The organism is Phytobacter sp. MRY16-398, from assembly GCF_003925915.1.
Lineage (GTDB): Bacteria > Pseudomonadota > Gammaproteobacteria > Enterobacterales > Enterobacteriaceae > Phytobacter > Phytobacter diazotrophicus.
On sequence record NZ_AP018756.1, the window covers coordinates 1,680,522 to 1,704,212 of the forward strand.

General features: G+C 54.6%; 24 protein-coding genes and 1 pseudogene. 20 read left to right on the forward strand and 5 right to left on the reverse strand.

Features of this window, described 5'->3' with window-relative positions; genetic code table 11:
* The first annotated feature begins 8 nt into the window (after positions 1-8).
* The 12 genes from MRY16398_RS08070 (at position 9) to hisP (ending at position 11,051) form a co-directional block, all read left to right on the forward strand.
* On the forward strand, positions 9-668 hold the full coding sequence (locus tag MRY16398_RS08070) for a DedA family protein (protein ID WP_039079847.1): 660 nt from the start codon (positions 9-11) through the stop codon (positions 666-668).
* Positions 669-771: 103 nt separating this feature from the next.
* Positions 772-1,686, forward strand: coding sequence for an acetyl-CoA carboxylase, carboxyltransferase subunit beta (gene accD / locus MRY16398_RS08075; protein ID WP_039079848.1), 915 nt, complete (start codon positions 772-774; stop codon positions 1,684-1,686).
* A gap of 72 nt (positions 1,687-1,758) precedes the next feature.
* A complete protein-coding gene (gene folC / locus MRY16398_RS08080) occupies positions 1,759-3,027 on the forward strand; it encodes a bifunctional tetrahydrofolate synthase/dihydrofolate synthase (protein ID WP_125124139.1) in 1,269 nt (422 codons plus the stop codon).
* Positions 3,017-3,703 (forward strand): cell division protein DedD, encoded by a 687-nt coding sequence (gene dedD / locus MRY16398_RS08085; protein WP_125124140.1) that lies wholly within the window; start codon positions 3,017-3,019, stop codon positions 3,701-3,703. Before folC ends, dedD begins: the two co-directional genes overlap by 11 nt.
* Before the next feature lie 269 nt (positions 3,704-3,972).
* Positions 3,973-4,461: a colicin V production protein gene (cvpA, locus tag MRY16398_RS08090; protein WP_039079851.1), complete on the forward strand. Its 489-nt coding sequence runs from the start codon at positions 3,973-3,975 to the stop codon at positions 4,459-4,461.
* Between the two features lie 35 nt (positions 4,462-4,496).
* Positions 4,497-6,014 carry an amidophosphoribosyltransferase gene (gene purF / locus MRY16398_RS08095; RefSeq protein WP_039079852.1) on the forward strand — a complete coding sequence of 506 codons (1,518 nt, stop codon included), beginning with the start codon at positions 4,497-4,499 and terminating at the stop codon, positions 6,012-6,014.
* Positions 6,015-6,116: 102 nt separating this feature from the next.
* Positions 6,117-6,698, forward strand: coding sequence for a UbiX family flavin prenyltransferase (locus MRY16398_RS08100; protein ID WP_071196206.1), 582 nt, complete (start codon positions 6,117-6,119; stop codon positions 6,696-6,698).
* Between the two features lie 273 nt (positions 6,699-6,971).
* Positions 6,972-7,754: a lysine/arginine/ornithine ABC transporter substrate-binding protein ArgT gene (gene argT, locus MRY16398_RS08105; RefSeq protein ID WP_039079854.1), complete on the forward strand. Its 783-nt coding sequence runs from the start codon at positions 6,972-6,974 to the stop codon at positions 7,752-7,754.
* Positions 7,755-8,005: 251 nt separating this feature from the next.
* Entirely contained in the window at positions 8,006-8,788 is a 783-nt protein-coding gene (gene hisJ / locus MRY16398_RS08110; RefSeq protein WP_039079855.1) for a histidine ABC transporter substrate-binding protein HisJ, read from the forward strand.
* 82 nt (positions 8,789-8,870) lie between these two features.
* On the forward strand, positions 8,871-9,557 hold the full coding sequence (locus tag MRY16398_RS08115; protein ID WP_039079856.1) for a histidine ABC transporter permease HisQ: 687 nt from the start codon (positions 8,871-8,873) through the stop codon (positions 9,555-9,557).
* Positions 9,554-10,270, forward strand: coding sequence for an ABC transporter permease (locus MRY16398_RS08120; protein ID WP_039079857.1), 717 nt, complete (start codon positions 9,554-9,556; stop codon positions 10,268-10,270). The genes MRY16398_RS08115 and MRY16398_RS08120 overlap by 4 nt, the downstream gene beginning before the upstream one ends.
* Positions 10,271-10,277: 7 nt before the next feature.
* Positions 10,278-11,051, forward strand: a complete 774-nt coding sequence (gene hisP / locus MRY16398_RS08125; RefSeq protein WP_039079858.1) for a histidine ABC transporter ATP-binding protein HisP — start codon at positions 10,278-10,280, stop codon at positions 11,049-11,051.
* 32 nt (positions 11,052-11,083) lie between these two features.
* Here the strand turns inward: hisP and MRY16398_RS08130 are convergent, their stop codons facing one another.
* Positions 11,084-12,031, reverse strand: a complete 948-nt coding sequence (locus MRY16398_RS08130; RefSeq protein WP_125124141.1) for a sugar-binding transcriptional regulator — start codon at positions 12,029-12,031, stop codon at positions 11,084-11,086.
* Positions 12,032-12,231: 200 nt separating this feature from the next.
* Between MRY16398_RS08130 and dalD the strand changes: the two genes are divergently transcribed.
* The 3 genes from dalD to MRY16398_RS08145 all read left to right on the forward strand — a co-directional run bounded on the left by dalD (position 12,232) and on the right by MRY16398_RS08145 (position 16,439).
* On the forward strand, positions 12,232-13,629 hold the full coding sequence (gene dalD, locus MRY16398_RS08135; protein ID WP_125124142.1) for a D-arabinitol 4-dehydrogenase: 1,398 nt from the start codon (positions 12,232-12,234) through the stop codon (positions 13,627-13,629).
* A gap of 9 nt (positions 13,630-13,638) precedes the next feature.
* Complete coding sequence (gene xylB, locus MRY16398_RS08140; protein ID WP_125124143.1) at positions 13,639-15,099, forward strand: xylulokinase; 1,461 nt, start codon at positions 13,639-13,641, stop codon at positions 15,097-15,099.
* 65 nt (positions 15,100-15,164) lie between these two features.
* Positions 15,165-16,439 (forward strand): MFS transporter, encoded by a 1,275-nt coding sequence (locus tag MRY16398_RS08145; protein WP_039079861.1) that lies wholly within the window; start codon positions 15,165-15,167, stop codon positions 16,437-16,439.
* A 29-nt stretch (positions 16,440-16,468) separates the two neighbouring features.
* Here the strand turns inward: MRY16398_RS08145 and MRY16398_RS08150 are convergent, their stop codons facing one another.
* From MRY16398_RS08150 to MRY16398_RS30880, 4 genes and pseudogenes are all read right to left on the reverse strand, one after another.
* A complete protein-coding gene (locus MRY16398_RS08150) occupies positions 16,469-16,969 on the reverse strand; it encodes a GNAT family N-acetyltransferase (RefSeq protein WP_108700915.1) in 501 nt (166 codons plus the stop codon).
* 64 nt (positions 16,970-17,033) lie between these two features.
* Positions 17,034-17,939 carry a TIGR01777 family oxidoreductase gene (locus MRY16398_RS08155; RefSeq protein ID WP_039079863.1) on the reverse strand — a complete coding sequence of 302 codons (906 nt, stop codon included), beginning with the start codon at positions 17,937-17,939 and terminating at the stop codon, positions 17,034-17,036.
* Positions 17,940-17,952: 13 nt separating this feature from the next.
* Positions 17,953-18,321: a dihydroneopterin triphosphate 2'-epimerase gene (gene folX / locus MRY16398_RS08160; RefSeq protein ID WP_039079864.1), complete on the reverse strand. Its 369-nt coding sequence runs from the start codon at positions 18,319-18,321 to the stop codon at positions 17,953-17,955.
* 194 nt (positions 18,322-18,515) lie between these two features.
* Positions 18,516-18,632: pseudogene (locus MRY16398_RS30880) on the reverse strand (thioredoxin domain-containing protein); the annotation flags it as partial.
* Between the two features lie 127 nt (positions 18,633-18,759).
* Between MRY16398_RS30880 and yfcF the strand changes: the two are divergent.
* From yfcF to MRY16398_RS08190, 5 genes are all read left to right on the forward strand, one after another.
* Entirely contained in the window at positions 18,760-19,404 is a 645-nt protein-coding gene (yfcF, locus tag MRY16398_RS08170) for a glutathione transferase (RefSeq protein WP_071196210.1), read from the forward strand.
* Positions 19,405-19,459: 55 nt separating this feature from the next.
* Positions 19,460-20,011: a phosphodiesterase gene (yfcE, locus tag MRY16398_RS08175; protein ID WP_125124144.1), complete on the forward strand. Its 552-nt coding sequence runs from the start codon at positions 19,460-19,462 to the stop codon at positions 20,009-20,011.
* Between the two features lie 52 nt (positions 20,012-20,063).
* A complete protein-coding gene (gene yfcD, locus MRY16398_RS08180) occupies positions 20,064-20,609 on the forward strand; it encodes an NUDIX hydrolase YfcD (RefSeq protein ID WP_125124145.1) in 546 nt (181 codons plus the stop codon).
* Between the two features lie 197 nt (positions 20,610-20,806).
* On the forward strand, positions 20,807-21,865 hold the full coding sequence (locus MRY16398_RS08185; protein WP_125124146.1) for an AAA family ATPase: 1,059 nt from the start codon (positions 20,807-20,809) through the stop codon (positions 21,863-21,865).
* A gap of 5 nt (positions 21,866-21,870) precedes the next feature.
* Positions 21,871-23,673, forward strand: coding sequence for a vWA domain-containing protein (locus MRY16398_RS08190; protein WP_125124147.1), 1,803 nt, complete (start codon positions 21,871-21,873; stop codon positions 23,671-23,673).
* Positions 23,674-23,691 lie beyond the last annotated feature (18 nt).

A 23,691-nucleotide genomic window follows, 5' to 3' on the forward strand; every position in this document is an offset into this window, starting at 1 on the left:
TAGACAATATGGACGTAATTCGCTTTCTTATTGATTTCATTCTGCACATTGATGTTCATCTGGCGGAGCTGGTCGCGCAATACGGTATCTGGGTATACGCGATCCTGTTTCTGATTTTGTTCTGCGAAACCGGGCTTGTGGTCACGCCGTTTTTACCGGGGGATTCGCTGCTGTTCGTCGCGGGCGCGCTGGCCTCACTGCCCACGAACGATATCAACGTTCACGTTATGGTGATGCTGATGCTTGTTGCGGCCATTCTCGGCGATGCGGTGAATTACACGATAGGGCGCCTGTTCGGCGACAAGCTATTTAGCAACCCGAACTCGAAAGTGTTCCGTCGCAGCTATCTCGATAAAACCCATCAGTTTTATGAGAAACACGGTGGCAAAACCATTATTCTTGCCCGCTTTATCCCCATTGTGCGGACGTTCGCGCCTTTCGTTGCCGGGATGGGGCATATGTCCTACCGTCATTTCGCGGCGTTCAACGTGATCGGGGCGCTGTTATGGGTGCTACTGTTTACTTATGCTGGCTACTTCTTCGGTACGCTGCCGATGGTGCAGGAAAATCTTAAGTTACTGATTGTCGCGATCATCGTGGTGTCTATACTTCCTGGGGTGATTGAGATCATTCGCCACCGTCGAGCGGCAGCGCGACAGGCAAAATAAGATGTCTATGGCGGTTCGACCACTTTTTTATCCCAAGTTGCGAACTGTTATGTTTTAATGTGCCCCATTTATGGGCTACCAGGTTCATGTATAAAGGTTATCAATGAGCTGGATTGAACGAATCAAAAGCAATATTACCCCCACCCGTAAGGCGAGCATCCCTGAGGGCGTGTGGACGAAATGCGATAGCTGCGGCCAGGTACTGTATCGTGCCGAGCTGGAGCGTAACCTTGAGGTCTGCCCGAAGTGTGACCACCATATGCGCATGACTGCGCGTAACCGCCTGCATACATTGCTGGACGAAGGTTCACTGGTGGAACTGGGTAGCGAACTCGAGCCGAAAGACGTGCTCAAGTTCCGTGACTCCAAAAAATACAAAGACCGTCTGGCGACGGCACAGAAAGAGACCGGCGAAAAAGATGCGCTGGTGGTAATGAAGGGCACGCTGCATGGTATGCCGGTTGTCGCGGCAGCGTTTGAATTCGCCTTTATGGGCGGCTCAATGGGCTCTGTCGTGGGTGCGCGTTTTGTTCGCGCCGTTGAGCAGGCGCTGGAAGATAACTGCCCGTTGATCTGTTTCTCCGCCTCGGGGGGCGCACGTATGCAGGAAGCGCTGATGTCGCTGATGCAGATGGCGAAAACCTCCGCAGCGCTGGCGAAGATGCAAGAGCGCGGCCTGCCGTATATCTCTGTACTGACTGACCCAACCATGGGCGGCGTTTCCGCGAGTTTCGCGATGCTGGGCGATCTGAATATTGCCGAGCCGAAAGCGCTCATTGGTTTTGCCGGCCCGCGCGTTATTGAGCAGACCGTACGTGAAAAACTGCCGCCGGGATTCCAGCGCAGCGAATTCCTGATTGAAAAAGGGGCGATCGACATGATCGTTCGTCGTCCGGAAATGCGCCTGAAACTGGCCAGCATCCTGGCGAAGCTGACCAATCAGCCAGCACCGAGTCCGGATGCGCCGCGTGAAAGCGTGGTGGTGCCCCCGGTGCCCGATCAGGAAGCCGAGGCCTGATAATACCGAAGGGCAGGGCCATCACGGCGCTGCCCTTTTGCTTTTTACATCGTCAAACATCCTACGGGCATCATGGAAAATAAACGCATTTTGCAAGCCACGTCGCCCCTGGCCGCGTGGCTTTCTTATCTGGAAAACCTGCACAGCAAAACCATTGACCTGGGACTTGAGCGCGTAAGCCAGGTTGCAGCGCGTCTTGATGTTTTGCGACCGGCGCCGTTTGTCTTTACCGTTGCGGGAACCAATGGTAAAGGCACGACTTGCCGTACTCTCGAATCCATTCTCCTGGCGGCCGGATATCGTGTGGGTGTCTACAGTTCGCCGCATCTTATCCGTTATACCGAGCGCGTCCGCGTACAGGGCGAGGAGCTGACGGAACTCGACCACACCCGTTCTTTTGCCGAAATTGAAGCGGTGCGCGGTGAAACCTCATTAACCTATTTTGAATACGGTACGCTGTCGGCGCTATGGCTGTTTAAACAGGCGAAGCTGGACGTTGTTATCCTCGAAGTGGGACTGGGCGGGCGTCTTGACGCCACCAATATGGTCGATGCGGATGTTGCCGTGGTAACCAGCATTGCGCTTGATCATACCGACTGGCTGGGGCCAGATAGAGAAAGTATCGGTCGCGAAAAAGCGGGCGTCTTCCGGGGCGGTAAACCGGCGGTAGTCGGCGAAAGCAATATGCCGTATACCATCGGCGAGGTGGCTGTGGAAAAAGGCGCTCTGCTGATGCGCCGGGGCGTAGACTGGCAGTATGAAGTAGAGCAGGGCCAGTGGCGTTTTCGCGACGGCCAGGGCGAGTTGAGCGGTTTACCGCTGCCGCAGGTGCCGCAGCCAAATGCCGCAACGGCGCTTGCAGCACTGCGGGCCAGTGGGCTGGCGGTGAGCGAGCAGGCTATTCGTGACGGTATCGCCAGCGCAATTTTGCCTGGTCGCTTTCAGATTGTGGCTGAAAACCCACGTCTTATTCTGGATGTGGCGCATAATCCTCATGCGGCGGCTTACCTTGCCGGGCGGCTGGCGGCAGAGCCTAAGCGCGGTCGCGTGCTGGCGGTCATCGGCATGCTGCATGATAAAGACATCGCCGGAACGCTCGCCTGTCTGGAGCCTGTGGTCGATAGCTGGTATTGTGCCCCTCTGGAGGGGCCACGCGGTGCGACGGCAGAACAGTTGATGGCGCACTTACCGCAAGGGAAGGCGTATCAACACGTTGCGCAGGCCTGGCAGGTAGCGATGGCGGAGGCCACAGCAGAAGATACCGTGCTGGTGTGTGGTTCATTCCATACGGTGGCACATGTCATGGAAGCGATGGAAGCGGGGAGAACCGGTGGCAAGTAAGTTTCAGAACCGTTTGATGGGAACCATTGTGCTGGTTGCGCTCGGGGTGATTATTCTGCCCGGGCTGCTGGACGGGCAAAAAAAGCATTATCAGGATGAGTTCGCCGCCATTCCTCTGGTACCCAAACCCGGCGATCGTGATGAGCCGGATATGATGCCAGCGGCCACGCAGGCGCTCCCGGCTCAGCCGCCGGAAGGGGCAGCGGAAGAGGTCCAGGCTGGCGAGGCGGCAGCGCCGTCGCTGGATGCCTCCCGGCGGGCTGTCAGTGGGGCGACGACGCCGGATGTCACAACGCAACCCGTCGCGCCGAAGCAGGTTGAACAGCCAAAACCGGTTGAGAAGACCAAGCCACAGCCACAGAAACCCGCAGAACAGGTGGCGGCAACGCCGCCTGCGGATCAGCCGCCCGCGGCGGATAAGTCTGCGCCAGTGGGTAAAGCCTGGGTGGTACAACTGGGTGCGCTTAAGAACGCTGACAAAGTTAATGAAATTGTCGGTAAACTGCGCGGTGCAGGTTATCGCGTTTATACTGCGCCCACTACGCCAGTACAGGGTAAAATCACCCGCATCCTGGTCGGTCCGGACGCATCAAAAGATAAACTCAAGGGGTCGCTTGAGGAGCTTAAGCAACTGTCAGGCTTGAGCGGTGTGGTAATGGGGTATAGCGCGAACTAGCGTGCGTTTTGTTCCCCCTCACCCTAACCCTCTCCCCAAAGGGGGCGAGGGGATGGTTTGCTCCCTCTCCCTTGAGGGAGAGGGCCGGGGTGAGGGTGTAAATACGAATTCAAAAACACGCCCGAAGAGGCTAAAGATCCGATGGCGTTGAATATTTTTTCAGCGCCATTTTTATTTACGCGCGGGAAGGAAATCCCTACGCAAACGTTTTCTTTTTCTGTTAGAATGCGCCCCGAACTGGATGACAGGGCGTAAATCGTGGGACACATATGGTCTGGATTGATTACGCCATCATCGCGGTGATTGGTTTTTCCTGTCTGGTTAGCCTCATCCGCGGCTTTGTTCGTGAAGCGTTATCACTGGTGACATGGGGTTGTGCTTTCTTTGTTGCCAGTCATTACTACACTTACCTGTCAGTCTGGTTTACGGGCTTTGAAGACGAACTGGTGCGCAATGGGATATCCATCGCCATCCTGTTCATCGCGACGCTGATTGTTGGCGCTATCGTCAATTACGTGATAGGTCAACTTGTGGAGAAAACCGGCTTGTCGGGTACAGACAGGGTGTTGGGGATCTGTTTTGGCGCGCTACGCGGGGTGCTAATTGTCGCCGCCATTCTGTTCTTTCTCGATACCTTTACGGGCCTGTCAAAAAGCGAAGACTGGCAGAAGTCGCAGCTTATCCCACAATTCAGTTTCATCATCAGATGGTTCTTTGACTATCTGCAAAGTTCGTCAAGTTTCTTGCCCAGAGCGTAATCGCTCTGAGATGTGGCTTAACGAGGAAAAGACGTATGTGCGGTATTGTCGGTATCGCCGGTGTTATGCCGGTCAACCAGTCGATTTATGACGCGTTAACGGTGCTTCAGCACCGTGGTCAGGATGCCGCTGGCATCATCACGATCGATGCAAATAATTGTTTCCGTCTGCGCAAAGCAAATGGTCTGGTCAACGATGTTTTCGAAGCCCGCCATATGCAGCGTCTTCAGGGCAACATGGGTATCGGCCATGTGCGTTACCCAACCGCTGGCAGCTCCAGCGCCTCCGAGGCTCAGCCTTTTTACGTTAACTCCCCTTACGGCATCACGCTTGCCCATAACGGCAACCTGACCAATGCCCATGAGCTGCGTAAAAAGCTGTTTGAAGAAAAACGCCGCCACATCAACACCACGTCTGATTCCGAAATCCTGCTGAATATTTTCGCCAGCGAGCTGGATAATTTCCGCCATTATCCGCTGGAAGCAGACAACATTTTCGCCGCTGTCGCCGCGACCAACCGCCAGATCCGTGGCGCGTATGCATGTGTTGCGATGATCATCGGCCACGGTATGGTTGCTTTCCGCGACCCGAACGGTATTCGTCCTCTGGTACTGGGTAAACGCGATATTGGTGACGGTCGCACTGAGTACATGGTGGCGTCAGAAAGCGTGGCGCTCGATACGCTGGGCTTCGAATTCCTGCGCGATATCGCGCCGGGCGAAGCCGTCTACATCACCGAAAAAGGTCAGTTGTTTACCCGCCAGTGTGCGGATAATCCGGTCAGCAACCCGTGCCTGTTCGAATACGTCTATTTTGCGCGTCCGGACTCCTTCATCGACAAAATCTCCGTCTACAGCGCGCGTGTCAATATGGGCACCAAGCTTGGCGAGAAGATTGCGCGTGAATGGGAAGATCTGGATATCGACGTGGTTATTCCCATCCCGGAAACCTCCTGCGATATCGCGCTGGAAATCGCCCGCATTCTTGGCAAGCCGTACCGTCAGGGTTTTGTGAAAAACCGCTACGTTGGCCGTACCTTTATCATGCCGGGTCAGCAACTGCGTCGTAAATCCGTCCGCCGTAAGCTGAACGCGAACCGCGCTGAGTTCCGCGATAAAAACGTGCTGCTGGTGGATGACTCCATCGTACGTGGTACCACTTCTGAGCAGATTATTGAGATGGCCCGTGAAGCCGGGGCGAAGAAAGTGTACCTCGCCTCTGCGGCGCCGGAAATTCGTTTCCCGAACGTCTACGGTATCGATATGCCGACCGCGAACGAACTGATTGCACATGGTCGTGAAGTGGATGAGATTCGCCAGATCATCGGCGCTGATGGCTTGATTTTCCAGGATCTGACCGATCTGATCGACGCTGTACGCGCGGAAAACCCGGATATCCAGCAGTTCGAGTGCTCAGTCTTTAATGGCATCTATGTCACCAAAGACGTGGATCAGGGGTATCTCGACTACCTCGACTCGCTGCGTAACGACGATGCGAAAGCCGTGCAGATGCAGAACGATCTCGAAAGCTTAGAGATGCACAACGAAGGGTAATCGACCCGTTTTCGCCCTCTCCGCCCGGAGGGGGCGCTCATCAGTTGCAACTGTTGGCATAATCCGGCAAAGTCTGCCTCAGTGTAGATAAAGGCGACGGATATGAAACGACTCATTGTGGGGATCTCAGGGGCCAGCGGCGCGATTTACGGCGTGCGCTTGTTGCAGGTATTACGCGACGTGGCGGACATTGAAACCCATCTGGTGATGAGCCCGGCCGCGCGCCAGACCCTCTCTCTCGAAACCGATTTTTCTCTGCGTGATGTTCAGGCTATGGCGGATGTAGTGCATGACGCCCGCGATATCGCTGCTAACATCTCTTCCGGCTCATTTAAGACCGCAGGCATGGTCGTATTGCCCTGTTCGATAAAAACGCTCTCTGGCATTGTGCACAGCTATACAGACGGCCTGCTGACGCGTGCGGCGGATGTGGTGTTAAAAGAGCGTCGCCCGCTGGTGCTGTGCGTGCGTGAAACACCGTTGCATTTAGGCCATCTGCGTTTGATGACGCAGGCCGCAGAACTGGGGGCTGTTATCATGCCGCCGGTCCCCGCGTTTTACCATGCGCCGAAAACGCTGGATGACATTATTAACCAGACCGTGAACCGCGTTCTGGATCAATTTGATATCGCTCTGCCGGAAGATCTGTTCATCCGCTGGCAGGGGGGAAATGCCTCCAGATAGTGCGCATCATTGCCCGATGCCCTTTTTTAGGGCATTTTTGCAATCGCGATCATATCCTCAACATTTAATTCCTTTTTTCCCCTGTTAACACTCCGGTTCGTTCGGCGGACCTGCTATCTTTCACCATTAAGGTCAATTTGCAACGTTTCATTAACAAATTTAACGCTGTTGTTTTTCAGCGCTAAAAATCTGGCATAAGACGTGCAAGTAAACTCGCAGCAACACACAACACAACGCAGCACAAAATAAAATCAGAATACTTGAGGGTAATGTATGAAGAAGACGGTTATTGCTCTGTCTTTACTGCTGGGCCTGTCCGCGGCATCCAGTGTTTACGCAGCGCTTCCCCAGACTGTACGCATCGGTACTGATGCGACATACGCACCTTTCTCTTCCAAAGATGCGAAAGGGAATTTTGTCGGTTTTGACATCGATCTCGGTAATGAGATGTGTACCCGCATCAAGGTCAAATGTACCTGGGTTGGCAGCGATTTTGACGCGCTCATCCCGTCTCTGAAAGCGAAGAAAATCGACGCGATTATCTCCTCTCTCTCCATTACCGAAAAACGTCAGCAGGAGATTGCTTTCTCCGACAAACTCTATGCTGCTGATTCCCGTCTGATCGCCAAAAAAGGCTCGCCGATCGTGCCGACGCTGGACTCTCTGAAAGGCAAACACGTTGGGGTTCTGCAGGGGTCTACGCAAGAAGGTTATGCGAATGACAACTGGCGCACTAAGGGTATCGATGTGGTGGCCTACCAGAACCAGGATCTGATCTACTCTGATCTCGCCGCAGGCCGTCTGGATGCTGCATTCCAGGACGAAGTGGCTGCCAGCGAAGGCTTCCTGAAACAGCCTGCCGGTAAAGATTTTGCGTTCGCCGGTCCGTCCGTTAAAGATAAAAAATACTTTGGCGACGGCACCGGGATCGGTCTGCGTAAAGACGATACCGAGCTGAAAGCGGCCTTCGACAAAGCCTTTGCTGAAATTCGTAAAGACGGTACCTACGATAAGCTCGCGAAGAAGTATTTCGACTTTAACGTCTACGGCGAGTAAAGCAGCTGTTTTTGGGATAAACGATGCGCCATTTTGGTTTTCCAGAATGGTGCATAAATACGTGTGATGTTTAAAGTTGGTGCGTCTGATGCACCGAAATGGCGCAACGCTGCATAGTTAAGCAAAAACCATGCAAAAAAAGCCGGCAGGCGGGCAGAATGCTTTGCCTTGCCGTGCCATATAATGGCACGATAGCGACACCGTATTCTTCTAATAAATCCCTTAGGAAAGACAGTCTGTTGAGGATAATTATGAAAAAATTGGTGTTATCACTTTCTCTGGTGCTCGCTATCTCCAGCGTTTCTAGCGCATTCGCAGCCATTCCGCAAAAACTCCGCATCGGTACTGACCCAACTTATGCTCCTTTCGAATCAAAGAATTCGCAGGGCGAATTGGTTGGTTTTGACATCGATCTGGCGAAAGAGCTGTGTACGCGTATCAAAACCCAGTGTGTCTTTATTGAAAACCCACTGGACGCGCTGATTCCTTCGCTTAAAGCGAAAAAAATCGACGCCATCATGTCATCTCTCTCAATTACTGAAAAACGCCAACAGGAAATTTCGTTCACCGACAAGCTGTATGCAGCGGATTCTCGTCTGGTTGTGGCGAAAGACTCCGACATCGTTCCCGATCTCGCGAAGCTGAAAGGCAAACGCATTGGCGTATTGCAGGGCACCACGCAGGAAACGTACGGTAATGTTCACTGGGCACCGCAGGGTATTGAAATCGTCTCCTACCAGGGACAGGACAATATCTACTCTGACCTGACCGCAGGCCGTATTGATGCTGCGTTTCAGGATGAAGTGGCCGCCAGCGAAGGTTTCCTGAAAACGGCGATGGGTAAAGACTACAAATTTGGCGGTCCGTCCATTAAAGACGAGAAGCTGTTTGGCGTCGGCACCGGTATGGGGATTCGTAAAGACGATAACGAACTGCGTGAAGCGCTGAATAAAGCCTTCGCGGAAATGCGTGCAGACGGAACTTACGAAAAACTGGCGAAAAAGTACTTTGATTTTGATGTTTATGGTGGTTAATTCCACGCGTGTTTAACGTGCGACCCCTTCCGCCCGGAAGGGGAAGAGACGCGGCAGACACGAATACGACAGGACAGGCTGCATGCTGTATGGTTTTTCTCAAGTTATCTTTCATGGTGCCCTTGTCACGCTGGAACTGGCTATCAGTTCCGTGGTGCTGGCGGTACTGATTGGCCTGGCCGGTGCGGGCGCAAAACTCTCTAAAAACCGTCCGTTAGCGCTGGTTTTTGAAGGCTACACCACATTGATTCGCGGCGTGCCCGATCTGGTGCTGATGCTGCTGATTTTTTACGGATTGCAAATAGCCCTCAACACGCTGACCGATGCGATGGGTATGGAGCAACTCGATATTGATCCTATGGTGGCGGGTATTATCACCCTGGGGTTTATTTATGGTGCCTATTTCACCGAAACCTTCCGTGGCGCTTATATGGCGGTGCCGAAAGGGCATATCGAGGCTGCCACCGCGTTTGGTTTCACTAACTCACAGACCTTTCGCCGTATTTTGTTTCCGGCCATGATGCGCTTCGCATTGCCGGGAATTGGCAACAACTGGCAGGTTATTCTCAAAGCGACGGCGTTAGTGTCGTTGTTGGGGCTGGAAGATGTGGTGAAAGCCACGCAGCTCGCCGGGAAAAGTACCTGGGAGCCGTTCTACTTTGCCGTTGTATGCGGCCTGATTTATCTGGTGTTTACCACCGTTTCTAATGGCGTACTGCTTCTTCTCGAACGTCGCTACTCCGTAGGTGTGAAGAGGGCTGACCTGTGATCGAGATTATTCAGGAGTACTGGAAATCGCTGTTGTGGACCGATGGATACCGCTTCACCGGGGTGGCTATTACCCTGTGGCTGTTGATCTCTTCGGTGGTGATGGGCGGCGTCATGGCGGTGTTTCTGGCCATTGGTCGCGTCTCCAGCAACAAATACATTCAATTTCCCATCTGGCTGTTCACGTATATTTTTCGCGGCACGCCGCTCTATGTGCAGTTGCTGGTGTTTTACTCAGGCATGTATACGCTGGAAATCGTGAAGGGAACGGAACTGCTCAACGCGTTTTTCCGCAGCGGCCTCAATTGTACGGTGCTGGCGTTAACGCTCAATACCTGTGCTTACACCACCGAGATTTTCGCCGGGGCGATCCGTTCGGTACCGGCCGGGGAAATTGAAGCCGCCCGCGCCTATGGTTTCTCGTCGGTGAAAATGTATCGCTGCATTATCCTGCCGTCGGCGCTGCGCATTGCGCTGCCTGCCTACAGCAACGAAGTGATTTTGATGCTCCACTCTACCGCGCTGGCTTTTACCGCGACGGTGCCGGATCTGCTCAAAATCGCCCGTGATATTAACTCCGCGACCTACCAGCCGTTCACCGCGTTTGGTATGGCGGCAGTACTGTATTTGATCATCTCTTATGTGCTGATTAGCCTGTTCCGCAAGGCGGAAAAACGCTGGCTGCAGCATATAAAACCTTCTTCGACGCACTGAGAACATCATGTCTGACAATAAATTAAACGTTATCGATTTACATAAACGCTACGGCGAGCATGAGGTGTTGAAAGGGGTGTCGCTGCAGGCTAACGCCGGGGATGTGATCAGCATTATTGGTTCGTCCGGCTCCGGTAAAAGTACCTTTCTGCGCTGCATAAACTTTCTTGAGAAGCCAAGTGAAGGAACGATCATCGTCAATGGCGAGAACATCAACCTGGTGCGCGATAAAGACGGTCAATTGCGGGTGGCGGATAAACAGCAACTGCGTTTGTTGCGTACCCGCCTGACAATGGTGTTTCAGCATTTCAACCTGTGGAGCCACATGACGGTTCTGGAAAACGTCATGGAAGCGCCAATCCAGGTGCTGGGGCTGAGCAAACAGGAGGCCCGCGAGCGTGCGGTGAAATACCTGGCAAAAGTGGGTATTGATGGTGTTCAGCAGGCGAAATACCCGGTGCATCTCTCTGGCGGTCAGCAGCAGCGCGTCTCTATTGCCCGTGCGCTGGCAATGGAACCGGAAGTCTTGCTGTTTGACGAACCTACTTCCGCGCTGGACCCGGAGCTGGTGGGCGAAGTGCTGCGCATCATGCAGCAACTGGCGGAAGAGGGAAAAACCATGGTGGTGGTGACGCATGAAATGGGCTTTGCCCGCCATGTGTCCACCCATGTGATTTTCCTGCATCAGGGCAAAATTGAAGAAGAGGGCGCGCCGGATGAACTGTTTGGCAATCCGAAAAGCCCACGTCTGCAGCAGTTCCTCAAAGGTTCACTCAAGTAATCATCGGGCTACCGGCGCTCGCCGGTAGCCGCTTAGTCCACCAACAGTTGCAGCGCGGTATCTTCGTCCGTCACCAGCCCATTGACCCAGCCACCGACCAGGGCTGCGCGAATGGCGGCAAGTTTACGTTCCCCTCCGGCAAACCCGACCACTTTTCGTTGCGTGTGGCTGGTGAGCGGCACACTGGTCAGCATTGCATCCAGTTCGGAATCCAGGCGTACACCCTGATGGTTAAAGAAATGGCCAAGCATCTCGCCTGCGACATGCTGCGTCTCCAGATCTTTGACCTGGGCGTCGGTAATAAACCCCTCAGTGTTCAGCGGGCAACCCAATTTCACCTCGCCAATGCCAAGGAAAGTGACATCCGCGTTAAGCGCTCTTGCCGCCACGCGCTGGTAGATCTGATGCTGGCACCAACTGTTTTTATCTTCCGGGCTATCGGCATAGAGCGGCGCCGGAATGAAAAAATACTTACCCTGCATTTTTTCCGCCATTTTCAGCGGCACATCGTAACGGGTACCGGAGTCATCCCGTGCGATGGCGCCGATCATCGACACGCACTGATGCTGCGGTCGCTCCAGCGACGGCAGGGCGTCAATCACGGCGCGCAGCGTTTTACCGGAGCCGACACCAAAGACCTGCGGTTTCTCTTCACAGATAAATTGTGCCATCACCTGTGCCCCTTCAACGGCCAGCATCTGCTGAATGGCATCATCTTCCAGCCCGGCAGATGGCACAACGCGACACAGGTTGAGGGCATATTTTTCTTGCAGGTCATGCGCCAGTTTCAGACAACGGGTTACCGGATGGCTGATATTGACGGTAACCATCCCGGTTTCGCGGGCGCCGGAAATGAGCCGTTGTGCTACCTGGCGCGACAGGCCCAGCGCCGAGGCAATATCCTGTTGTGTTAATCCCGCCACGTAATACATCCATGCGGCACGGGCGGCGAGTTCCTGTTTTTTCTCTTCTTTGTTCATCACACATTCCCCTAATTTCCTGCCGCCATTGTACGCGCAATGGTCAGCTTAACAAAAATGGGCAAATGTCATTTTAAAGAGCAAAAGCTATTTTCGTGAGTTTCCTCGCAGAAAACCTTCGCATCTCACTACTAACATACATACAACAAGCGGGCATAAGCCCGTAAAACTGTCAAATGCTCAAAATTGAGGTGATGATTATGTCCGAGAAAAAAGCGGTGTGGATGCATATTGGTGCCGGGTCGTTTCATCGTGCTCATCAGGCGTGGTATCTGCACAAACTGATGGAGCAGGGGGATGACCGCTGGAGTATCGCGTTGGGAAATATTCGCGATGACGCCCGTGTGCTGCTGGGCCATCTCGCCGCGCAAAACGGTGAATATGTGCTGGAAACCGTGTCGCCGGAGGGCGAACGGCAGTACGAAACCATCACCTCAATTCGCAAAGTGTTGCCCTGGGATAGCGAAATTAGCGCACTGGTGAAACAGGGTGCCGATGCCGAAACGCGCGTCATCGCCTTTACGGTTACCGAAAGCGGTTACTACCTGACGCCCGAGCATGAGCTGGATCAGCAGCAGGCCGACATTCAGGCCGACCTGAACGGCGGGATCCGCACACTTTACGGCGCGCTGACCCGTATCCTGAAACAGCGTATTGCGCAGCATGGCAACCCCGTTACCTTGCTGAACTGCGACAACCTGCGCCATAACGGCGAGCGCTTTCGCCACGGCTTTCTCTCCTTCTTGCAGGCGAAGGGCGAAACCGAATTACGTCAGTGGGTAGAGAACAACACCACGTCACCCAATACCATGGTCGACCGCATCACTCCTCGCCCGACACCGGATGTGGCCGAGCGGGTACTGGCGGCAACCGGCATTAAAGACGCGGTGCCGGTAATGGGCGAATCCTTTATTCAGTGGGTAATTGAAGATGATTTTATTAATGGCCGCCCGGCGCTCGAAAAGGTAGGGGTGGAATTGGTGGGATCCGTACTGCCCTGGGAAGAGGCGAAAATCCGCATTCTGAACGCTACCCATAGCTGCATCGCGTGGGCGGGAACGTTGATTGGTCTGAGCTTTATTGATGACAGCACCCGCCAGAGCGCCATTCGTCAGATGGCCTGGGAGTATGTCTCACGCGATGTCATTCCCTCACTGACGCCAAGTCCGCTCGATCTGGCGAAGTATCGCGATGTGGTGCTGGCGCGCTTTAGCAACCCCTACATCAAAGACACTAACCAGCGCGTCGCCGCCGACGGTCTGTCCAAAATTCCTGGAATGGTCACGCCGACGCTTATCGAATGCTACAAACGCGGCGATGTCCCCTCTGCGACCGCCGTGCTGCCTGCACTGTTCTTCCTGTTCCTGAAACGCTGGGCCGTCGGTTCTCTGCCCTATACCTATCAGGATGGCGTGATGCAACCCGATGCCGTACGCGCCGTTTTCAACGCGCCTGATCCGCTGGCGGTGTGGGCGGCGGACGACGCGCTGTTTGCTGGCCTTGCGACATCCGCAGAGTTCTTAACCCTGCTGCGTCGTACCGTCGCGGAGCTGGAGCAGTGGATAAAACAACCTGAATCACAACTGGCGGCAGTGTAAGGGGGCGCTATGTACCTGGGCATTGATATTGGCACCTCAGAATTAAAAGCGCTGCTCATTGACGGCGACGGTGAGATTGTCGCCTCGGCGCATGCCGCGCTGACGGTGCAACGTCCGCATCCGCACTGGGCGGAACAGGATCCACAGGCCTGGTGGCAGGCCTGTGGTCGGGTGGTCACCGAACTGCGCCAGCAGCATCCGCAGCAGTGGGCGGCTATTCGCGCCATCGGTCTGTCGGGGCAGATGCACGGTGCGGTACTGCTTGATAACGACGGCAACGTGCTACGTCCTTGCATTTTATGGAATGACACCCGCAGCGCCGACGAGTGCGCATGGCTGAGTGAGCATCATCCGGAAATGATGACTATCAGCGGCAACATGATTATGCCGGGGTTTACCGCGCCGAAGCTGGTGTGGGTGGCCCGTCACGAGCCGGACGTGTTCAGCCGGGTGGAAAAAGTACTGCTGCCAAAAGATTACCTGCGCTGGCGTTTAACCGGTGAGTTTGTCAGCGACCCGTCCGACGCGGCAGGCACCCTGTGGCTGGATGTGGAAAAACGCGACTGGTCAGACGAACTGCTTGCCATGACTGACCTCAACCGCAGCCAGATGCCGTCGCTGGTGGAAGGCAGCGCGCCCAGCGGGACGTTGCGTGCCGCGCTGGCTACCGAGTGGGGCTTAAGCTCCTCGGTGGTGGTCGCCGGGGGCGGGGGGGATAACGCCACCTCTGCCGTGGGCGTCGGCGCGGTGGCGCCGGGCGACGCGTTTATCTCTCTGGGGACGTCCGGGGTGATTTTCGTGGTCAACGATGCGCTGCAGGCAGACCCGGACTCTGGCGTACATGCCTTCTGCCATGCGCTCCCCGGACGCTGGCACCAGATGAGCGTGATGCTGAGCGCCGCCAGTTGTCTGCGATGGATCTGTAATCTGCTTTCGGTCACCGAAAGCCAGTTGATGGACGAGATTGCCCAACTGACGGAAGAGGAACTGAAACGCGCGCCGGTATTCCTGCCTTATCTGTCGGGGGAGCGCACACCGCATAACGATCCGCTGGCGGCAGGGAGTTTTTTCAATCTGCGCCATGAAACCAGCCGCGCGCTGTTGGGGTACGCGGTGATTGAAGGCGTCACCTTCGGGCTGGCCGATGGACTGAATGTGCTGGGTAACGCCTCGATTTGCCAGTGCAGTCTGACGGGCGGTGGGGCGAGAAGCCCGCTGTGGGCGCAACTGATTGCCGATGTGCTGAACATTCCGATGGTCACGCATCCGGCAAGTTCTTCCGGTGCGCTGGGTGCTGCGCGTCTGGCCTGGCTGGCAGATGGCGGCGATGAGGCGAAAGTCTGTCTGAAACCCCCGGTGGTCACCCGTTTTACGCCGCAGCCTGAACGCGGCCAATGGCTGGCGAAACGGCTGGCGCTGTTCCGGCTGCTCTATCAGCAGCAACAGGTCGCCCGCACGTTACTGCCTTAAACCTCTAGCCCCGGCCTCTGTACCCTCGCCGGGGCATATCTCCCGGCTTATAAAGGAAGATTGTTATGCAATCTAATGAATACTGGTTTGGCTTACCGAAAAAACTGCTCTGGGGATTTGTGGCTATCGCGATTTTTATGGCTGGCGATGGCTTTGAAATGGCATTCTTATCAAAACACATAACCGATATGGGCTTCTCGCCTGCGCAGTCGGCTGTCGTCTTTACGATTTACGGCCTGGCGGCAGCGCTGGCGGCCTGGGCATCCGGCGTGGTGGCGGAACTCATCACCCCGCAACGCGCTATGACCATTGGCTGTGTCCTGTGGGTCATTATGCATGCCCTGTTTATGTCGATGGGACTGGGGATGCGTAACTACCCGCTGATGCTGCTGTTCTATGGTATTCGCGGCCTGGCCTATCCGATGTTTATCTACTCTTTCATGTTGATGCTGGTTCAGGTACTGCCGCGCCCGAATCTGGCGGCGGCGACAGGCTGGTTCTGGGCCATGTATTCCATCGGCATTGGCGTGGTGGGCAGTTACCTGCCAAGCCTGACCATTCCGATGTTTGGCGAAACGGGGACGCTGTGGTTTGCCATCGTCTGGGTCGGCTGTGGTGGCCTGGTGGCGTTCTTTAGCCTGCGCAATGTGCCAGTGGACCGTTCGCGGGTGAATTTGCCGCTGCGCGACAAAATGACCGAGCTTTCCCGCGCGGCGACCATTCTGTTTACTAACCGCGATATCTTCTATGCCTGCCTGATCCGTATCATCAATACGCTGTCGCTGTTTGGTTTTGCGATTGTGATGCCGCTGCTGTTTGTTGATCGGCTGGGCTTTAGCATCTCTGAATGGCTGCAAATCTGGGCGGTGTTCTTCTTCGTCACCATTTTCACCAATATTTTCTGGGGGATCACCGGGGAATACATTGGCTGGATCCGCCAGGTGCGCTGGTTCGGCTGCCTGGGCATGGCCATCTCCAGCCTGACGTTTTACTACCTGCCGGTCTATGCCGGGCATAACTTCGCGGTGGCGCTGATTCCGGCAATCATGCTGGGGATTTTTGTTGCGGCTTTCGTGCCGATGACGGCGGTCTTCCCGACGCTGGAACCGCATCACAAAGGCGCGGCGGTCTCCATCTACAACCTCTCAGCCGGGATGAGCAACTTTGTCGCCCCGGCGATTGCCTCCGCACTGCTACCGTTTTTCGATATCGTAGGCGTGGTATGGGCCTACACCGGGCTCTATATCTTCGCCGGTGTGCTGACCTTTATCATCAAAGTGCCGCAGCCCAAACGCGTGCGCCAGGGACGTTCAGCGGAAGAGGTGGAACAGAGCGTGTAAACTGGCATAAGGCGCAGTGTTTCTGCGCCTTATCGTGTTTTTTCCAGGCGGTAAGCCCAGTCATCATAATCCACGCCGTTAATCGTATAGCCCTTTTCCAGCACCTGCCTACGCGTAAAACCCAGTTTCTCCAGTAGCCGCACCGAACCCTGATTCTCCGCCAGCACCCAGGCATTCAGCGCGGTTACGTGGGTCTGCGTAAAGGCATAATCCCGCATAGCTTTCAGCGCTTCACTGGCAATACCTTTCCCCTGGGCGAAAGGGGCAATGGCGTAGCCGATGTCGGCTTCCTGCGGATAGTGCGTACTGATGTGCAGCCCAATATCACCCAGCGGTTCGCCATTTTTGTCGCGAATCACCCGGGCGTGATTATCGTTCAGGCGGGAGATAAACAGGGTGCGAATATCGTCTTCACAGGCAATGGCGCCCATAAAGCGCATGACATCCGGGCTTTGGCGTAGAGTGAGGAAAAAAGACCAGTCGGCCTCGGTAAACGCAGAGAGCGTCAGGCGCTCGGTGGTCAATATCATGGTTTCGCGCCATTCCGGTAGCAAAGCGTCTTAGCTTAACACCGGAATGGCGCAGGTAAACGCCTTATAATGGTGGGGGTGTCACCACATCCTTGAGCGCTTCTTCTAAATCGAACCAGCGAAACGCGAACCCGGAGGCTTCAAGTCGTTTTGGCAGCGCGCGCTGGCCACCAAGGACCAGCACGGCGGACTCTCCCATCATCAGGCGCACGGTGGCGGCCGGGGCGTGCATAACCGCCGGGCGATTAAGCGCATGTCCCAGCGCGTGAGCGAATTGTTCGTTACGTGCGGGGTAGGGCGAAACCATATTGAACGGACCGCGCAGGTCGTTATTGAGCAGCCAGATTATGCCGTTAGCCATATCGTCGATATGAATCCAGGACATGTACTGGTGACCGGTACCGACCGGGCCGCCAAGCCCGACGCGAAAGAGTGGCAGCAATTTGGCAATTGCCCCGCCTTTGCGCGCAATCACAACGCCGGTGCGCAGTAAACAGACGCGGGTGCGTTCACTTTCCGCACCGCTGGCGATTTGCTCCCAGCGGGCGCACAGTTCGTGGGTAAATTCGTTATGCGGCGTCTCGTCTTCCGTGATCACCGCATCTCCCGTATCGCCGTAATAACCGACAGCAGAGCCGGAGATAAATACTTCCGGTGGATTCGCGCTGGCGAGGGTGAGATCGACCAGCCTCTGGGTTATTTTCCAGCGGCTTTCACACAGGCGCTGTTTTTGCTCATCGCTCCAGCGCTTTTCGGCAATCGGTTCGCCCGCCAGATTGATGACGGCGTCGAAATCATTGAGGTCAGTGAGATCGTCCAGACCTGGTAGCAGCGCCACCGTATCGCCAAGCGTTTGCTGCGCTTTGGCGGGGTCGCGTGTCACCACGGTGATGGAATGGTCCAGCTCTTGTAAACGAGGAATCAAAAAACGACCAATCAGGCCTGTACCACCGGTAATCAGAATCTTCATGCAACCTCCAGGGCTACGCTTGACGACGCCAGCTCATGGTCATGGACACAGAGTCGGCGTAACGCAATGCGTGAAGTTTATCGATCTCAACCTCAGCATAAGTGACCCAGTGATGTTCGCGTGCGATATTCAGCACATCCTGAGTTAATTTTTCCAATAACGAGAAGCGGTTACTCTCGACATGGTGAATTATGCTTTTAGTTATCGTGCGGTAGTTTAGCGCGTCATTGATATCTTCGCTGGCGCGGGCCTTATCGGCCGGGTAATGGATGATGACATTAATAATGATATCCTGACGGTTGATGACCTCTTCTTCTTTGATACCGATAAATGTGCGCAGGCGCAGATTTTTAATCCGAATAATGGCGTCTGGTTGTGACATTGCAGGCTTCCCTCAGTAATAACAGTCTCATCATACACAAGGAAAACATTGCTGCCATTTAGATTTACTGCGCTTTCGCCAGCGCGAGTATCGCCACAGGCCGGGTGCGAATACGCTCAAATCTGTTATTCACCGCCGGGTCATTATCCAGTACGATTCGCTGCCGCTGGTGGGCATTAGCCATGACCCATCCTGTAATGCTCGCCTTTGCTGATATCCACCCGAATAAGCCGCCTGGCAAGCTCCGCTTCTTCAAGAAAAAGCGTGATTTTTTGCACGCCTGGGGTTGCAGCGTAAAAGAGAACACTCATTTTTTTCCTGGCGCAATAGGGGTTTTAATGAGTATAAGCGTTACTTATCGGCCTTGAGTTTTGATCAAGTGACACTCTTAACAAGACGTTATATTTTGATGAAAAACCTAATCGTTGAGAGGATGTTATGAGCGAGTCGACAATCACGTTGTGGTCAGATGCGGATTTTTTCTCCCCTTATGTCATGTCTGCTTATGTTGCGCTGCAGGAAAAAGCGTTGCCCTTTACCCTGAAAACCATTGATTTGGAACACGGCGAGCAGCAGAAGACGGGATGGACTGGCTATCACCTTACTCGCCGCGTGCCGGTGCTGGAAATTGACGGTTTCGAGCTCAGCGAATCCTCGGCAATTGATGAGTATCTTGAAGAGCGCTTTGCACCGCCGGAATATGAACGTATCTACCCTCACGACTTACAAAAACGCGCCCGTGCCCGTCAGGTGCAGGCGTGGATCCGCAGCGATTTGATGCCGATTCGCGAAGAGCGCAGCACCGACGTGATTTTCGCCGGAGCGAAGAAAGCGCCGCTCAGCGCCGCAGGCCAGCAGAGTGCCGCCAAACTCTTTGCCCTTGCTGGGGAATTACTGGCGCACGGTAAACCGAATCTGTTTGGCGAGTGGTGTATCGCCGATGCCGATCTGGCCCTGATGATTAACCGGCTGGTGATGAACGGCGATGAGGTGCCGGAGCGTCTGGTGGATTACGCCACCTTCCAGTGGCAGCGCTCCTCAATACAACGCTATGTCGCACTGTCGGCGAAGCGTGCGGGCTGAGACCTGGCCGCACTTGCGGTATGATACGGCATTCTCTTTAACCTGAGGTGTAGTGATGAAACTGATGTTCGCATCCGATATTCATGGCTCGCTACCTGCTACCGAACGCGTACTGGCGCTGTTTGCTGAAAGCGGGGCGCAGTGGTTAGTGATTTTGGGTGATGTGCTGAACCACGGGCCAAGAAACGCGCTGCCGCAAGGGTACGCGCCCGCGCAGGTGGCGGAGCTGCTGAATGAACACGCGTCGCGTATTATTGCGGTACGTGGCAACTGTGACAGCGAAGTCGATCAGATGCTGCTCAATTTCCCCATTACGGCCCCCTGGCAGCAAGTATTATTGCCTGACCAGCGGCTGTTTTTGACCCACGGTCACCTGTTCGGGCCGGATAATTTACCGCCGCTGGCGCAGGGTGACGTGCTGGTCTATGGTCATACTCATCTGCCGGTGGCGCAGCGGCAGGGTGACATTTTTCACTTTAATCCGGGCTCGGTGAGTATTCCCAAAGGGGGATTCGACGCCAGTTACGGCATGCTGGAAGAGGGTGTTTTGCGCGTAATGGCACTGAATGATAAGCGGCTTATTGCACAGGTCGCGATTAATCCGTAAGTTACCCTTCAACTAAAACGCGCCATAAGAGCGCAATGACGAGACATTTCTGATGGTGGAACCGAATCATTTTACAGGCACGGAGTGGGTGGATATTGTCAGCGAGGACAACGAAGTCATCGCCCAGGCGAGTCGCGAGCAAATGCGCGCGCAATGTTTGCGCCACCGCGCGACCTATATTGTCGTCCATGATGGGATGGGCAAGATCCTGGTTCAGCGCCGTACGGAAACCAAAGATTTTATGCCGGGTATGCTGGACGCCACCGCAGGCGGCGTTGTGCAGGCTGATGAAGTGTTGCTGGATTCCGCTCGCCGTGAAGCCGAAGAAGAGCTTGGTATTGCCGGTGTCCCGTTTGCTGAACATGGCACATTTTATTTTGAAGACGAACACTGCCGGGTATGGGGTGGGTTGTTTAGCTGTGTCTCTCATGGCCCGTTTGCCCTGCAGGAAGAGGAAGTGAGCGAAGTCTGGTGGATGACGCCGGAAGAGATCACCGCCCGTTGCGATGAATTCACCCAGGATTCGTTAAAAGCGCTGGCGCTGTGGATGAGCCGTAACGCCAGCAACTCTGTCGAAAAAGTCGAAGAAACAGAATAAGGTTACGGCGAAAAGCCTGGCCTGAACACGCGGTGAACTGAACACGTCAATGAGCCATGCTGATGAATAATCAGCGTGGCTTTTTTACGCACGGAAAAGGCGCGTAAAAAGAGCAGCGGAAAATTTAAGGTGACGGGTTTTCGCTTTTGTATTACCTTGAAAGGTTGCGAAAAATATAATGAAAAAGGAATTTTTATATGCTTTCAGCTATTCAACTGACACCCGATCAGACCTTTGAATTTCTCCTGAATGTTGCCATTACCCGTCCTGTCTTTTTATGGGGGGCGCCGGGGATTGGTAAAAGTGCCCTGGTGCGACGTTTTGCTGATGAGGTCGGAATGGAGTGCGTCTCGCTACTGGGTAGCCAGCTTGCGCCAGAAGACCTGCTGGGTATTCCACAAATTGACGGGCAGTGTTCGCGATTTTATCCCCCGGCAAATATTGTCCGTGACAAACCCTTCGTTTTATTCCTGGATGAGCTGAACGCCTCCTCCCATGAAATTCAGAAAGCTTTTTATTCGTTAATTCTGGAGCAGCGTATTGGTGAGTATCGGCTGCCGGAGGGCACCGTCGTCATTGGTGCTGGGAACCGTGCTAAAGATGCGGCCATCGTGAAACCGATGCCCTCGGCGTTGATCAACCGCATGGTGCATGTCCATCTGCGCGCCGACCATCGTCAGTGGCTGCACTGGGCTATCAATGAATCCTCCATTCACCCTTGGGTTGTGGAGTACATTCAGCTACGTCCGGATCAACTTTGGAATGAGCCACCGAAGCATGAAGAACCTTTTTCGACGCCACGCAGTTGGCACATGCTTTCTGATGCCCTTAAATCATTTGGTGAGTCTATCAGTGATGAGATGCTGGAAGCCTTGATTTATGGTCTTTTATCGCCTGCACATGCGGCGAGTTTTAAAGGGTTTATCAAACAGATTCGCCAAAAACATACCGTTTCCTCCATTCTTAAAGGCGATGCGAACTGGCCGGACGATCCTGCCGATCGCGACATTCTCTATTTCCTTGCCCAATCTTTCCGTACCCATCTTTATAAAGAGCTGCCCGAAACGGACAAGGCATTGCGTAATGAGCACAAGCAGCTTGCGATGCGAGCGAAAGACTGTCTGAAAACGCTGGCGCGAATCAGCGTTGAGATTGCGCAATCCGTGATGAGTGAAGACGAAAATGGCAAAAAGCTTCCGGCCTGGTTTTTACTGGAGGTTGCACGCGATCTTCCTCGCCTGGCGGTAAGGAACTAAGGACAATGAAACGCAAAACGGAGCGCAACCCTGCGCTCGATGCCTGTCAGGCAGGGTTGCAGATTATTGCATGGCATCCGTTGTTCTCGCCCATTTTCGCTCACATCTATGTGCGTTTTGACCATACGCACGCGCAGGTGAGTGCGAAAAACTGGCTGGCAATCAGCAATGATGGCTATTTGTGGCTTAATGCAAAGCGCCATGCCCGGCCAGAACAATGGGCGCGGATGGTTGCCCAGGCGCTGGCGGCGCTGGGGTTTGGTTATATCACCCCCCGGACGCCTGCGGCTACCTGGGAGCTGGCAGTACTGATTTCTACAATGCATTTTTGCGAAGGCCTTAAAATCGGCCCATTGCCAGAAGAGTTGCAGTCTTACCTTTTCCCCCAGGACATACACAGCGACGCGGAGCTTCTGTTTCGCCAGTTGCAGGAAGAGGGTATTTCTGAATCGCTTGCCCGCTGGCAGACCATCTATTGCGGCGAGCAACGTCATTTTGTCCACGTTGAAAAATCATCGCGCTACCATTCCGTCAACTGGCAGGAACTGCTGGCGGATGGCCTGAGCAATAGCGTCAGCCAGGCACTCGAACAGGTCGGGGGGTACCAGCCGCAACAGGGGCAGAAATATAAGCTGACGTTAGCGCAGAAAGCCCGACAACAGATAATGACCCTTTATCCCTTGCTGGGCGCGCTGGCGGCAGGATTCGACATTGAAGAAGATGCGAAATTATGCAGCCAGTATGATATCGCGGTGGCAGCGATTGACGTCGGTATTGGCAAAATTTGGATCAACCCGACGGCCCGCTTAAACCAGGCTGAGATGCTCTTTGTTTTTGCCCACGAGTTGTTACATGCAGGGTTGAACCATGCATCCCGGCGCCGCGGACGCGACGCGGAACTGTGGAATGTGGCCTGCGATTTTATCATCAACGACTGGCTTATTGAGATGCAGGTTGGCGCGCCGCCGGAGCTGGGATTGCTCTATGACGCCCAGTTTAGGGGGATGTCGGCAGAAGAAATTTATGACTCGCTCGCTATGGATATGCGCCGGTCACGTAAACTTATCACCCTCAGGGGCAGGGCGGGGGGCGATATCCTGGGTGAGGATGGCGATCCGCGATTTACGAATGCCGAGGCCTATTGTCGTCGGGCCTTGTATCAGGGGATGGAGCGTTGTCTGTATGGTCAGAGCCGGGGGGCGCTGCCTGCGGGATTGATTGAAGAAATCCGCAGCCTGGCGCAACCGCCTGTCCCCTGGGATGTCGCCCTGGCTGAGTGGTTCGATGAGCATTTCCCGCCGCCCGAGCGACGTCGTACCTATGCGCGTCCGTCTCGCCGTCAGAGTGCGACACAGGATATCCCCCGGCCAGCTATTCAAGCCCCGAGCGAAGAAGAAAGGCATTCGCGCGTTTTTGGCGTCGTTCTGGATACGTCCGGATCGATGGACCCTCAGTTGCTGGGCAAGGCGCTTGGTGCCATCGCCAGTTATTCACTGGCGCGCGAGGTGTTTGCCGTGCGCTTTATTTGTTGTGATGCAAAAGCTTACGATCGCGGTTGGGTCCAGCCTGAACAACTCCTTCACCATTTTACGTTGCAAGGGAGAGGCGGTACCGTCTTGCAGCCGGGTATTGAATTACTGGATAGCCTGGCGTTGCGCGGAGATTTTCCACGTGGAGGGCCATTACTGATCATTACCGACGGGTTTTGCGAGAATAATGTCTCGGTGAAAATGGAGCATGCCTGGTTATTGCCACAGAATCGTCGGCTGCCCTTTGTCCCGCGAGGAAAAGTGTTTTCGCTAAGCTAAAAAAAAGCTCCTGCATGC